This window comes from Pseudoalteromonas sp. Of11M-6 (assembly GCF_022347905.1).
In the GTDB taxonomy this organism is placed as follows: Bacteria; Pseudomonadota; Gammaproteobacteria; order Enterobacterales; family Alteromonadaceae; genus Pseudoalteromonas.
Map to the genome: position 1 here is coordinate 1 of NZ_JAKRFW010000022.1, position 13771 is coordinate 13771.

General features: G+C 43.4%; 12 protein-coding genes and 2 pseudogenes. 1 reads left to right on the forward strand and 13 read right to left on the reverse strand.

The genetic code is table 11. From position 1 onward, the window contains the following. Positions 1–99 precede the first annotated feature (99 nt). The 4 genes and pseudogenes from MHN32_RS12365 to MHN32_RS12380 form a co-directional block, all read right to left on the reverse strand. Positions 100–1269 (reverse strand): annotated as a pseudogene (locus MHN32_RS12365) (IS66 family transposase); the annotation flags it as partial. Positions 1270–1388: 119 nt separating this feature from the next. Further along, positions 1389–1733, reverse strand: a complete 345-nt coding sequence (gene tnpB, locus MHN32_RS12370; RefSeq protein ID WP_239421840.1) for an IS66 family insertion sequence element accessory protein TnpB — start codon at positions 1731–1733, stop codon at positions 1389–1391. Further along, the gene (locus MHN32_RS12375; RefSeq protein ID WP_239421841.1) at positions 1714–2289 is read right to left on the reverse strand and encodes a hypothetical protein; all 576 of its coding nucleotides are present in this window, start codon (positions 2287–2289) and stop codon (positions 1714–1716) included. The genes tnpB and MHN32_RS12375 overlap by 20 nt, the downstream gene beginning before the upstream one ends. Positions 2290–2413: 124 nt before the next feature. Further along, positions 2414–3022 (reverse strand): hypothetical protein, encoded by a 609-nt coding sequence (locus MHN32_RS12380; RefSeq protein WP_239421842.1) that lies wholly within the window; start codon positions 3020–3022, stop codon positions 2414–2416. Between the two features lie 317 nt (positions 3023–3339). On the opposite strand from MHN32_RS12380, the pseudogene MHN32_RS12385 reads away from it, so the two are divergent. Further along, positions 3340–3579, forward strand: a pseudogene (locus tag MHN32_RS12385) (site-specific integrase); the annotation flags it as partial. A gap of 250 nt (positions 3580–3829) precedes the next feature. On the opposite strand, the gene MHN32_RS12390 reads toward MHN32_RS12385, so the two are convergent. The 9 genes from MHN32_RS12390 to MHN32_RS12430 all read right to left on the reverse strand — a co-directional run bounded on the left by MHN32_RS12390 (position 3830) and on the right by MHN32_RS12430 (position 13688). After that, positions 3830–4117: a hypothetical protein gene (locus MHN32_RS12390; protein ID WP_095727881.1), complete on the reverse strand. Its 288-nt coding sequence runs from the start codon at positions 4115–4117 to the stop codon at positions 3830–3832. Between the two features lie 215 nt (positions 4118–4332). After that, complete coding sequence (locus MHN32_RS12395; protein ID WP_239421843.1) at positions 4333–5511, reverse strand: cystathionine beta-lyase; 1179 nt, start codon at positions 5509–5511, stop codon at positions 4333–4335. Between the two features lie 2 nt (positions 5512–5513). Further along, positions 5514–6416 carry an NAD(+) diphosphatase gene (gene nudC / locus MHN32_RS12400; protein WP_239421864.1) on the reverse strand — a complete coding sequence of 301 codons (903 nt, stop codon included), beginning with the start codon at positions 6414–6416 and terminating at the stop codon, positions 5514–5516. 147 nt (positions 6417–6563) lie between these two features. After that, positions 6564–7358, reverse strand: coding sequence for a glucosamine-6-phosphate deaminase (gene nagB, locus MHN32_RS12405; protein ID WP_010604062.1), 795 nt, complete (start codon positions 7356–7358; stop codon positions 6564–6566). 262 nt (positions 7359–7620) lie between these two features. Further along, on the reverse strand, positions 7621–8754 hold the full coding sequence (locus MHN32_RS12410; RefSeq protein WP_239421844.1) for a DUF5009 domain-containing protein: 1134 nt from the start codon (positions 8752–8754) through the stop codon (positions 7621–7623). A 237-nt stretch (positions 8755–8991) separates the two neighbouring features. Continuing rightward, positions 8992–10116 (reverse strand): N-acetylglucosamine-6-phosphate deacetylase, encoded by a 1125-nt coding sequence (nagA, locus tag MHN32_RS12415; protein ID WP_239421845.1) that lies wholly within the window; start codon positions 10114–10116, stop codon positions 8992–8994. Beyond that, the gene (locus tag MHN32_RS12420; protein ID WP_010604059.1) at positions 10116–11027 is read right to left on the reverse strand and encodes a BadF/BadG/BcrA/BcrD ATPase family protein; all 912 of its coding nucleotides are present in this window, start codon (positions 11025–11027) and stop codon (positions 10116–10118) included. Before MHN32_RS12420 ends, nagA begins: the two co-directional genes overlap by 1 nt. Before the next feature lie 310 nt (positions 11028–11337). Further along, positions 11338–12180: a 2OG-Fe(II) oxygenase family protein gene (locus MHN32_RS12425; protein ID WP_017219251.1), complete on the reverse strand. Its 843-nt coding sequence runs from the start codon at positions 12178–12180 to the stop codon at positions 11338–11340. A 386-nt stretch (positions 12181–12566) separates the two neighbouring features. After that, on the reverse strand, positions 12567–13688 hold the full coding sequence (locus MHN32_RS12430) for a hybrid sensor histidine kinase/response regulator (protein ID WP_102056608.1): 1122 nt from the start codon (positions 13686–13688) through the stop codon (positions 12567–12569). Positions 13689–13771: the final 83 nt, after the last annotated feature.

Genomic DNA, 13771 nt, shown 5'->3' on the forward strand with positions numbered 1-13771 from the left:
GAACACATGAGAGCCTTGGTAACTTGCCTCCGGCGATTTACCGCACTAAGTTGGAAAACTCCAGTTTAGAGGTGTGCCATTAAAGGGGAAGTGGACAGTAGCGCGCTCTGCCCGGTTGTTGTCTATCTTTAGATGTCCGTCATCGAGGTAGTGAATGAGTTTCGGCCACTGCCTTAGCGTATAGTGGACGGCCTCGCCCAGCTTCGATTTTGGTACCACCGTTTGTGCTGATTTATCTAACCAGGTTTTAAACTGGGCCAGCAGCGGTGCGCTTTGTTGTACCCGTGCAGCCTGCCGCTCCTCTGCGCTTGCTGTTTTGTTTGCAGTCTCAACTCGATATAACTTTTGAATATGGTTGAGCGCCCAGTTCGCTTTACCAGTTTTACCCTTGGCCTGCGCATCTGCGGCTTCTTTGAACTTGCGTCTTGCGTGCGCCCAGCAACCAACCAGTGTCGCCTGCGTTTGCTCATAGCCTGCATAACCGTCAACTTGCAGATAGCCGTTGTAGCCCTGTAAAAATGCCACAGGCGAGTCCGTGCCGCTGCAATACAGCCACATGTAACTGGTCTGTTTGTCTTCTTTCACCACCTTAACCGTAGTTTCATCGCCGTGCACCACCGGTTGCTGTAGCAACACTTCGTGCAGTCTGTCGTAGAGCGGTTTAAATAAACTGGCACAGCGGATCACCCAGTCCGCCATAGTCTGCCTGCTCAGCGCGATACCATATTGTTTGAACAGGCTTTCCTGTCGATACAGCGGTAAGCCATACTGATATTTACTGGTGATGATCTGGCTGAGCAAACTGGCCGTTGCTATGCCTTTAGGGACCGGGCTCGGTGGGACTGGGGCTTGTTTTATCTCAACCCGGGTTTGTGTTTTTTCACAGTGCCGGCAGCTGTATTTTGGTCTGACGAGTTCGATGACTTTGACCTGGGCCGGGATAAATTCCAGCTTTTCGCTCACATCCTCGCCCATTTTGTGCAGCTCACCGCCACAGCAGTCACACTGTTTATTGTCGATGTCATGCACAACACGTTCGCGGGGCAGATCTTTTGGCAGTGGCTGACGTGTCGGCTTTTTGCGCTGATATTCAATGGTTTCCACGTCTTGCTCAGGTGCTTCTTCAACCAGCGTTTCGGCTTCATTGAACAAGTCAGCTTGTGCAGGGTGCGACTCACTGCTGACCCCGAAGCGTTTTTGCTGGGCCAGTCTGAATTGTTCTTCGAGATAGTTATTACGCGCCTGAAGCTGAGCAATGATCTGCTTCAACTACTGAGGATCATCAGGCAGTTTATTCATTTCTTTCATGCAGTCTACTGTATCAACAGAGTAACTGTTTTTAAATTAATAGCTTAGATTAATTCGTGATCTAAAAACCCCTGTTATGATCATACGTTATAACCATAGCTGAGCGGCTTGTGGGCAATGACCGATAAGCCAGACAATAACCACTGCCATTGTTCGGCGCTGAGTGTAATGACGTCATCGTCTTCTTTGTCGGGCCATTTAAACTTGTCTTTTTCAAGGCGCTTGTACCACAAGGCAAAGCCGGTTTTATTCCAATATAACACCTTCAGCTTGTCCTTGTTTTTATTGCAAAACGCAAACACCTGACCGCTCATCGCGTGTGCTGCCATTTCTTGCTCAACAATCGCCGAGAGGCCATTGATGGATTTACGAAAGTCTACTGGCTGGCGGTGCAAGTAAACAGACTCATTGTGCCAGCAGATCAAGACAGCGCCCTGAGCAGTGCAGCCAACCACAGGGCGTCTGTGTTTGATGGCAACAACACCGTACTCTGACCATGCTTGAGCTGCAACAACTCAGGCAGAGATCTTCGCCAAAGATAGCTTCAGTCTCTTTCATCGCCATTTCTACAGTTAATTCGCCACGTTGAACTTTGACAAATAGACTTTCTATACGAGCAAGAGACTCACCTCTTTTTCGTAATTTGGGCTTAACTCTTGTGAGATCGAATGGAAAACTGGCTCTTTCTCCCAAGTAATCACCAACGGCTTTAACTTGGTTATGTATTGTCTGTAAACCTGAAATGAACGAACCATATTGGGCAATACCAAAATACAAAACACTTGCTGTTGCGAGTATTTTACCTTTAGCTTGGATCGACCCCTCTTCAACCTCTAGAACGAGGGAGTAGTCTTTTAAATCAAGGTTTTTTTCAACATAAGCTTCCCATTCATCGAATAGCTGTGTTGAATAATTTTCAAAGTCCTCACGAGGTAAACTTGGTACACCAATATAAAAATCAACCGTTCCTATATTTGCCATTCTTACTCCTTTCGCAAAACTCTAATTGCCCTAACGCCGCTTTTAAGTGGCGAGAAACAGTTTGCTAAAATGTGAAACGAAGTGGAACCGAGCAAACTGTTACGAGTCCGACTTTAAAACCTTGTTATGTATCGCTTCGCTCTGAGTTACGATAAATTTCCTGAGCAAGAGAGTCCATGTAAGATGATATTTTAGGAGATAGCCTTTCATAAACTTCGTCCAAGTTAGCAAACTCATCGCCTTGTACCCAACCTAGCCCCTGATGATTATTAGCCAATTTTTCAGAAACATGACCAACATGCTTGATTGCATTATTTAACTCTCTTAGTTCATCAAATGCTTCGAAATTATTAACTGACTCTAACTTGAATGGAAGCGCTGATTTTAATGAATTTATATTGAACAATTTTTTCGAGTCGATGGATGGAAGATGCCATTCGACAACTCTTTTTGTATGAATTTCTACGAGCTTAAACAACGCTGTGACAGCCAATTCATTCGCAAGATTCTTTACCTGTGCAGCTAGGTAATATTGATCATCGAGAACATTTCTGTACTCTTCAACATCTCTGGCATCTACAAAATTATCTGGTGACAATTCAGTCCATTCACGATCAACTTTACCCTCCCAGTCAGAAATTGATTTTCTTACCAACTCTCTGAATTCACCTATCGCCTCATCGTTAATTCTTCGGTGATGATTTTCTAACATTTTGCTGAAACTAATGCCCATAGCCTTCCTTAGATACATAACATTTTATTCATGCGCATGCGCGTTTACCTCGTTAGACCAGTGAAAACGCGCGCAGTTAACTATCAGTATGCAAAGAACTTATCAGCATTCTGCTAAATATACCATCTGGAAAAATGCGCATGCGCGTTTCCCAAACCTATTATTTCAAATCAAAAACAAATAACCTATTGATAAAAATAACATTTTTAATTTATTCATACGTAAACGCGCAAAATTTTTTTCATTATTTTCCTTGATATCCGAGAACTTCAGATAACACTGTATATGTACACAGCCACATAAGGTAAGCAGTTATCATGAGTCTAAAAAGCCCATTTCTGAAAGGTCTTCAGGAAGAAATGCGTATGCGTGGTTACAGCATTAGTACAGAAAAAACCTACCTATATTGGATTAAGGCATTCATTAACTTTCACCACAAGCGTCACCCTGAGACAATGGGAACGGAAGAGGTTACACAATTTTTAGTCTTCCTTGCCGACCAACGAAATGTGGCTATCAACACACAAAAAATTGCACTTAACGCGTTAGCCTATTTGAGAGGAAAATAAGTGACATATATGGACGTTCGCTCTGAAGGGAAAAAGGAAACGCAAACAACTTAAAAGCATTAAAATATCTATATTTTTTCAATGTATTAGAAAACAGTTGTAAAAAAGGAGATATCTGAAGGCTAGATACTTAATAAAAACGCAGCAACCCAAGGTGCTCGCACAAGTGGTTTTGAGGCGTTGCGCTATGTTCAAATACAAAACACGACGCAACAATTAAATAAGTTTGTAGTTAGTTTTAAGATTTGTTTTCGCATTTTATCGTCTCTTCCCCAAGACGATAGGCATTATTTGCCAGCACATAAGTTCCCGAAATAATAGCAGTAGTAGGAACGAGTATCGGCGTTAATATAATTCCACTCACGGAATAATACGTATTGGTTTCATCTGCAACATCGACTATCTTTAGGGTTTTTCTATCCGATGAAATCTCGCACTTGTTGGTGTGAGCAGTATCTTGCACAGGCATTACTACACAAGCGCTGAGTGAGATTATCGGTAACATAATCAGTCTGTTTAACTTCATCACCTTTCCTTGAATTCAGTTTGCAATACTTTCATGACGTAGCTCTTGGACATTACCTCCCTCTAAAGGTTCCCTGTGCTTTACGCTTAAACTGCGCCAAACTGGTATTGCTTTCTACAGTTTTCAGTCTTGATCCAACAGCGATTATGGCTCAATAAATCCGAGGTGCCTCGTTAAAAGTGAAGCACCCAATACTGATAAGTTGAGCCGAAGTTTTAAGATTTCGCGAGGTTTTGTTCGTAGACCTTAAGTGCGTGTTCTAAATCTTCTATCAAATCTTCTACATCTTCAAGACCGATGTGAAGGCGGATCACGGGGCCAAGTGTCCAACCTGTAGTTGATCGCAAATGCTCCATGGTTTTATTGGCTGTAACTAAACTTTCATAGCCGCCCCATGAGAAACCCATTTTAAAATGGGATAAGGCATCTAAGAAACGGTTAATCGCCTTTTGGCTACCTTCTTTCATTACGATTGAAAATAAGCCATTACTGCCATCAAAGTCTCGCTTGAAGAATTCATGGCCAGGGCAAGTCTCAAAAGCGGGATGTCTAACGTGATCCACGAGCGGATGCGCTTCGAGCCATTTCGCCACTGTCATTGCCGACTGCTCATGTTGTTTTAACCTCGCAGGCATAGTACGTAACCCACGTAGTGCTAAATAAGCATCATCTGCAGAGGTACATTGACCAAGTAAATACGAGTGCTCTCTAAGCTCAGGCCAATAGCGCTCATTTGCAACGGCAACCCCCATCATGACATCCGAATGCCCAACAATATACTTGGTTGCGGCTTGAATGCTGATATCAACACCATGATCGAGCGGACGAAACTGCCAGCCATTACCCCACGTATTATCAAGCATAGTGATAACGCCACGGCGCTTTGCAACTTCAACCATCGCTGGCACATCTTGAACTTCCATGGTGATTGAACCTGGAGACTCTAAGAACAACACTTTGGTATTGTCTTGAATTAACGCGTCAATACCAGCGCCAACCATAGGGTCATAATAAGTGGTTTCGATACCATAGCCTTTTAACAGCTTATCGCACAAATCTCTGGTTGGTTCATAGACAGTATCCACCATCAGCAAGTGATCGCCAGCTTTTAAAAATGACAGTAGTGACTGTGCGATAGCAGCAGCACCAGACGGATATAAGGCGCAACCCGCACCATTTTCAAGCTCTGTAATGGCATCTTGCAAGGCGAAATGGGTATTGGTGCCACGGCGGCCGTAAAACAAAGTGCGATGTCCACGTCCTTTTATCGCTTCTTGCATTTCGGCAACGCTCTCAAAAACTACGGTAGAGGCGCGCTGAACAACTGGGTTTACTACCCCTTTGGTATATTCTGCTTTTCTTCCAGCAGCAACGATTTTAGTATGCTTTTTCATAATTACTCTTCTGATTGTGCACGCCAGTATTCAACTAAATATCTGGAGATCGAGTCTTCTCTGGTGAGTTTATAGCCGGGCTTTGTATCGCCCCACTCTGAAAATGTATTAAGCTCCGCCCGTGAAAACCATTTAGCTTGCTCAAGCTCATCTTGCTCGACAAAAATCTCTGTGGTTTTCGCCTTCGCGATAAACCCAAGCATAAGTGAAGACGGAAACGGCCAAGGCTGTGAGGCAATATAAGTGGCGTCGTATGCTTCAACACCCGCCTCTTCCATCACTTCCCTTATCACGGCTTGCTCTAACGACTCGCCGGGGTCAACAAACCCAGCCAGCGTCGAAAATACGCCTTCTGGCCAAATTGCCTGACGGCCCAACAAGCAGCGTTCAACGCCATCAGGGAAAACATGAGTGACTAGCATGATAACGGCAGGATCTGTACGTGGAAACGTCATATGGCGGCATTCTGGGTTAACACAGCGTCTTGCGTGACCTGCTTCAACCATTTTATTGGGTTGCCCACAACGCCCGCAAAAACAATGGGTTTTATGCCAGTAACATAAGCCTCGTGCAAGCACGCCAATTGATCCTTGCTGCTTTGGTAAGTTACGACCCACTTGGCGCATATCGATGAATTCTGACTCGGAGTCAATAAAAGAAAGCTTGTCTCGTTGTTTAGAGACGTCAAGCGCAAAATAGCTGTGCGCTTCGTCACGACCTAAGAATATCGCGTCTTGAAGTGCTAAATCAGCGACTTCTGTGCGAGAAAGATAGTGTAATTCATTATCTCGGGCATGCACTAAATTAGCGTCGTCTTGAATTAATAACCAGCGACTATTGTCACCCATTTGAGATAATAACCAGTTTTGATCTTTTCTTTCGTTAGACGCTCTGTCTAACGTCATTTGAGTGTAATACAGCAAGCCCCTATTCCTTCGTGTTCTGGAACATTTTATCCACCTCGGCGAGACCTTAAAGCTACCATAGCACAAAGGTGCAGGCAAAAAAAAAGCCCATAAATGGGCTTTTGAAAACTACAGTGTGATTTCACACTACAGAGAGGCAAGATAGTCCAACAGCTTTTGATTTTCGTTTTCAATATGCTTATAGAATTCAATATCTTTTAGCTTAGATGCCGCAGCTTCATCGATGACGATTACAGCATCACGATGCATTTGTAGTGCCGAAGCCGGACACGCCGCAGTTAACGGGCCTTCCACCATAGCAACAACGGCATCAGCTTTGTTTTCACCAGTCGCTAATAACACGACTTTTTTAGCATCTAAAATCGTGCCAATACCCATTGTGATTGACAAATGAGGTTGGTACTCATCAGCTTTAAAAAAACGAGCATTATCATCAATCGTCGCTTTCGTTAGGGTTTTAACCCGAGTGCGTGACGTCAATCCAGAAGATGGCTCGTTAAAGCCAATATGGCCATTTCTGCCAATACCTAACAGTTGCACATCAATACCACCAGCAGATTTAATACGCGCTTCATATTCGCCGCACGCCGTAATTGGATTTTTTGCATCACCCGGCGGTACGTGCGTGTTACTTCTATCAATGTTGATATGGTCAAATAGCTGCTGCTGCATAAAGTAACGATAACTTTGTGGGTGCGAGCCATCTAAGCCTAAATATTCATCTAGATTAAAGCTGGTAACTTCCGCAAAACTGATTTCGTTTGCTTGGTTACGCTTAATTAATTCTTGATACAAAGCAACCGGTGTTGAACCCGTCGCTAATCCCAACACAGAGTTAGCTTTACGCTTTAATTGCGTTGTAAAAATGTCTGCACCATATGCTGCCACTTCGGCAGCGTCTTTTAAAATGACTACTTGCATACGATTAACCAAATGTTGAGATGATTAGAATAAAATGGGATCTGAGCCTTGCCTCGCGTGCAATCAAAGCAAGGTCAGATCGAACCTAATTGGGATATACAACATTAGGTTATTACCATTATGACAACGCTGTCATTATTATCAGAAATAATTCGCTTGTAAAGCAAAAGTGAAAAAAAATATGGATATTTTTTACTCTATGCAATCTAAAGGTGTTAAAAAGCCCACAACGGTGGGCTTTTTGAAAGGAGGCTTGTGAATATTATACACTTACAAAAATACGGCGTTTATACATCCAGTGCAGCACTAAAAGCTGTACCGCCAGTAGCGCAAAAACAGCAATTAATGGTTGCCACGCAGTTGGCACGGCGGCAATCACGCCACCAAATACGCTTTTACTAATAAAGGTCCAATTCACTAAGCTTGACGCTAAATAAATAATAATGGAGTTAGCCCCAATAATAACAAATGGATACACCCAACGTTGAAAGCTGAGTACATCTACTATCGCGTAAAATACCGCAAGTAGAATTGCACTCCAGCCAACGGTTACTAGCACAAATGAGCTTGTCCACAGTTCTTTATTAACTGGAAATTGCATGTCCCAAAGCCAACCTAGTGCTAAAACAAGTACACCAGAGCCTGCCAAAATACCAACGGTTTTCCACTCTCCCTGCGTTTGTGCATTGGCAATCGCACGACCAGCAAATACACCTGCGATAGCATTTACAATGGCAGGTAAGCTTGACAGCACACCTTCTGGGTCAACCGGACGATTTTGATAACTGATCCCTGGCAGTAAATACGTGTCAATGAACGCATTCCAACTACCAACACCATTTGCACTTAAGTCCCCCGCTTGCCCACCAGGAACCGGGATAAAGCAAAGCAATAACCAATAAAATATCAATATGCCTACACCCACATAGGCCAAGGTTCGCAAACTCGTATGCCAAACCAGCAAAGCACAAAAGAACCAAGCAAACGCAATGCGACCTAATACACTGGCGTAGCGAACACCGTCAGGATCCATTGGGATCCCAGTTCCCCAACCATGGTTGTATAACACGCCAAAAGCACACAGTAACAAAAGGCGCTTCAGTGCTTTGAGATAAAACGGTTTACGTTCATTAAAGGTCAGATGGTCGATACGTTTAGGCGACAAGCCCATCGCCACACCCGATAAAAAGATAAACAGTGGAAAGATAAGATCATAAAAAGTGAAGCCATGCCAAGGGCTGTGTAGCGTGTGCGCTTCAAACGCCTTCCACCCTTGCCATCCGGTCAATACAAACAGTGCCGCAAAAATAGACTGGCCACCTAAGATCCAGAACATATCCATGCCGCGTAAGGCATCTAAAGACGCAAGTCGCTTTGGCTTATTATTCGTTGTCATTGTTATTTATCCGCGTGAAAACATTAACTATGGATCGCTCAATCAAGCAAATCCATTTGCCTCAAGGTTTGGTTTGAGCATTACGCACATTACTGTAACTTTCTGAGTTGTCGATCCACCCATGCTTAGCCAAAAATATCGGCTAAGCTAAAAAAGCAAAGCCCCGCGGTACTGCTGCGAGGTTTAATCAGGGAAACTTAAGCGGCCGTTTCCGTCCACTCTTCAATTACAAATCAGTTATAACAACTGACCACCAATATAGGTTTGTTTCACAATCAAATCGCTGTCGAGCACCACGAAATCAGCATCAGCGCCCGATCTTAGATGCCCCTTTTGAGACAGGCCAAGATATTGTGCAGGGTACAGAGAAGCCATGCGTAAACTCTCCGCTAGGCTCACGTTAAGCGTATTGACGGTATTTCGCACCGCACTTGCCATATCCAATACACTACCAGCAAGCTCACCGGTTGTTGAATTTAACCGATCACCAGTACGAATAACTTTTCTGCCATCAAAAAAGTCAAACTCCGTATCACCTGTCCCAACCGGAGGCATCGCATCCGTCACTAGCATCACTTTGCCGCGCTGCTTAGTACGAATCGCAAGCTGCGCCGACAATGGATGAACGTGATGGCCATCAACAATCAAACCACACCAGCTATTGTCATTCCAAAGCGCGGCACCGACAACGCCCGGCTCACGGGAAGTAAACGCAGACATTGCATTAAATAGGTGAGTAAAGCCATCCACGCCAACATTGAGTGCAGCGTTAGCGGTGTCATAGTCCGCGTTTGAATGACCGATACACACTTTCACACCCAAAGAAATCAAGCGTTCGATATCGCTAAGTGGCACAGTTTCAGGTGCTAAAGTTACCATTTTGATGCCTAAATCTTGACGCGCGTATACCGAAAACTCTTGCTCTGAAATTGGTCTAATGAACTTTTCGCTATGCGTACCCTTTTTAGGATGAGATAAGTGTGGACCTTCAAAATGGATCCCAAGCACTCCAGGCTGATTAGTAGCAATAGCTTCTGCTGTTGCATCTGCCGCTTGTTGCATCACTTCAATCTTGTCAGTGATAAGGGTTGGCATTAATCCCGTGGAACCAAACTGGCCATGTGCTTTAACCATAGTCGCCAAGCATGTCGTGGATTGCTCGGCATTAAAAAATGCACCGCCACCACCATTAACTTGCACATCAATAAAACCTGGTGCAACTAGCCCTGATAGCTTAGATACATTGGTTACTAGCGACTCAGTTAGATAACGAATTTGGCCGTTGTTAACTTCGAAATAAACGTCTTTTCTAAAACTTTCACCATCAAAAAATTCTGGAGCAAAATAACATTGAGTCGTCATTAGTTCGCCTTTTTTAATTCTTGACCTGCACTTTGAATTGCAAAGTAAATTGCCCCCATTTCAGGAGGTTGTTTAGGTAATTGGACTTGCTTTGCAACTTCTGGGTCGAGCCAAGGTTGTAGCGGCTCTGATAATCCGCCGATCATAGAGAGTCTAGGTGGGTTTAGTTCAAGTAAGCGCTTCGCTAAACGACTAATATATTCCGCACCAGACTTTACGATAGAAAGGGCAATTTCATCATTTTGCTTAGCTTGCTCTAATACATAACGAGCCAGCTTTGCATAACCACTAGACGGCTGCCCAGCCATTTGTTCAGCAATACCCATCGCCCCTTTCGCACTGAAGTGCTCTAGTAATACTTGGCTCAATGATGTTTTTTCGCCAAGGCCATCAAGATCGAGTAACGCAGCTTTTACCGCCTCTAATCCCATCCAAGCGCCACTGCCCATGTCGCCTTGCGCAAAACCATGGCCACCATAGTTCACTGTTTTACCATCAACTAAGGCAAAACCACAGGAGCCGGTGCCCGTAATAATCACTGCACCATCGCTACCCTCATGAGCACCAATACACGCGGTGTGTAAATCTGTGGTAAGGAACATTTGTTTAAAGGGATGCTCCCATTGCATGATTTTGTCATAGAGCGCGGGTAAGTTAACACCTGCAAGGCCAAGGCCTGCATTTAGCTCATGTACTTGTTCAACACGAAGACCCGCGTCTTGTAACGCCATTTGTGTCGACACCATGATGGATTCAAGCGTGCGCTCTAAACCATGTAAGGGATTCGCAGGACCGCCTAGACCCGTACCCAAAACGCCATGTTGAAGAGAATAAATTGTAGCGCGGCATTTTGTTCCACCACCATCGACGCCGATGTATAGTTGGTCTTGGTTAACCTGTTTAGCCATCATGTAAAGACCCCTACTTTGTTCTGGATTAGACCGCGTTATTGTTTTCGTTGGACACGGTTTTTCATTCATGTTGAATTGATGTTACACAACAAATGACAGCGTTGTCATTAAATTTTTCAAGAAATTTCTTCATTTTGAAAAAAACTAATATTGCACAGATTGTGAGGATTGTCAGTGAAAAATTGCAATAATCGTCAAATTACAAGGACTAACAGAGATTAGGGATTGTTAGACACATAATAAAAAAGCGACTCAATATTACATCAAGTCGCTTTATCGATTTAACCTTATCGTTCAGGTTATTCGCAGATTACTTAACCCCAAGTTCTCTTAAACGCTCTTGCAAATAGCTATCTGCAGTGTAACGCTCTGACAACACAACATCCGGTCTTGGATGTAAGAATAGCGGCAATGAAATACGAGATTTCGTCGACGCTTTGCCCGTAGGGTTAATCACACGGTGAATTGTCGATGGGAAGTAATCACCCGATGCCTCTTGCAACATGTCACCAATGTTAATAATCAACGAACCAAAGTCGCATGGTACGTCTAACCAGCTGCCATCTTGTCTTTGCACTTGTAGGCCTGGCTCATTTGCCGCTGGCAATACAGTAAGTAAATTGATATCACCATGAGCTGCGGCGCGAATTGCACCTGGTTCTTCATCGCCTGTCATTGGTGGGTAATGAAGAATACGCAGTAATGTCTGCTCTGATTCTTTGATCATATCTTTAAGATCAATAGAGAATCTCGCTCTCACATCTGCAGGCGCTTCAGCTTGTACCCAGCTTAGCAATTCTTGAGCAAACTCGCTCGCTAAACGGTAATATTCACGAATCTCTGCTTCTAATTGAGCCGGTACGCGACCTTTTGGATAAACGTGAAAGTACTCTTTGATGTCTTTGACTGTAAAACCTTTCGCAACTTCAGAGACTTCTGGTGGGAAGTAACCATCTTGAGTTTCTTTATTGAAAAGGAATTCGTGTTTTTCTTCTGAATTAAAAAATTCTTGCCAATGTTTGTAGATTGATTCAACCAACTCTTGTGGAATTGGGTGATTTTTTAGTACACCGAAACCCGTGTTTCTTAAAGATTCTACAAATTCTTTCGCAGCATTTGGCGATTGATAGTCTACGGTAGGTAACTGTTGCATAATGGTTCCACCAAAATTATTAGTAATTCATGGTTATTTACTCAATTGCACATCGGGGTAAATAACGCACTTCCCGTGTCATCTCAACACTGCGTACCTAGTAGAAGGTAAGGCGTATGTTATCGGGTCTGTTAACCTAGGGGGTTGTTTTTAAGCAGTAAACTTGTATTTAACAAGCCTCACTCAAAACAGCAACAGCAAAGGCTAAAAAGCCCTTATACGATCGTGTTGTCGATAATTCTTCAAAAAGTGTAGCTAATTACATGGTCAGCAGAGTACTTTTTAAAGATTACGTTTTAACAGCGAGCGAGCTTATTGAATTAGGACAAATGATATAAGGACTTATGTCCGCTTTTATGTATAGGGCCTGAGACTTTTGATGCAGATCAAGCATTATCGGGGGTATCTATCGGTATTTGGATATCCCACTCCAATCCTTGCGGTGTATTTTTCACGCTAAACTCTCCATTGAGTGCCCCTGAAACCAAGTTGGCAGTTAAATTTGCGCTTAACCCAACATGGCCTGCATTACCTCTTTTTGTCGTCACAAATGGTTTTAATAACTCTTGTGTACTAATTCCTCTAAGCCCTATTCCATTGTCAGTATAATTAACATGTAAATTGTTACCTGAGCGCGTAAAGGTGATGGTGGCAAGGTGATCATGGTCAATCCAGGCATGCGCAATAGAGTTTTCAACTAAGTTGCTCAATACCTCAACCAGTGCTTGACCATCCACGTAAACTTCAGTTGTTGTGTTACCAACAAACTGAATTTGTACGTCTTGCTTTGAAAAATCTTTTTTCAGTCTTGTTTCTATTTCTTGTAATTTAACGTCAGCACAACTGCTATCTCGCTCAGACTGAGAGACCGATTTTAATAAACTGACAAACTTAGCCACTTTTTCTAGATTACGGCTGCACAGCGCACTACTGTCTTTGATCTGCTCAAACCCCGTTACCAGCTCATCCTGCGTAAGCGTACCTACGGTGAGTGCACTTTGTAGCTCCTGCATGACGCCTTCTAAAAAGGTGTTGGACGTAATACTGGTACCAAGCGGGGTATTAATTTCGTGTGCAATCCCCATCACCATTTGGTTTATAGCCTTAGATAGCTGCTGTTTTACCGCTAACTTTTGCGCTTCAATTAACTTAAATTGGGTGTTTACTCTGGCTATGATTTCAGCGGGTTTATAAGGTTTGGTGATGTAATCAACACCACCGACTTCGAATGCTTGTACCAAGCTCTCGCTGTCTTCATAAGCACTCACAAAAATAACCGGAATGGCCGCCGCCGAATTGTCGGACTTAAGCACTTTACATAGTTCAATCCCCGACATATTTGGCATTTTTATATCGGTAATAATTAACTCAGGCTGGTGCTTTTTAACAATACCTAAGGCAATATCCCCCCCCCGTGCTGCCAATACTTTATACCCTTCCTTTCTTAGTATGAGCTGCAATACTTGGAGGTTTTCCGGCATATCGTCAACAATTAAAATGTCTGACATGTAACGTTACTCAAGTCCTTAAGATAGACACTTTTTACAGCATAGCTTGAGATATTGTATATCGCGACTATGTTTATATATAA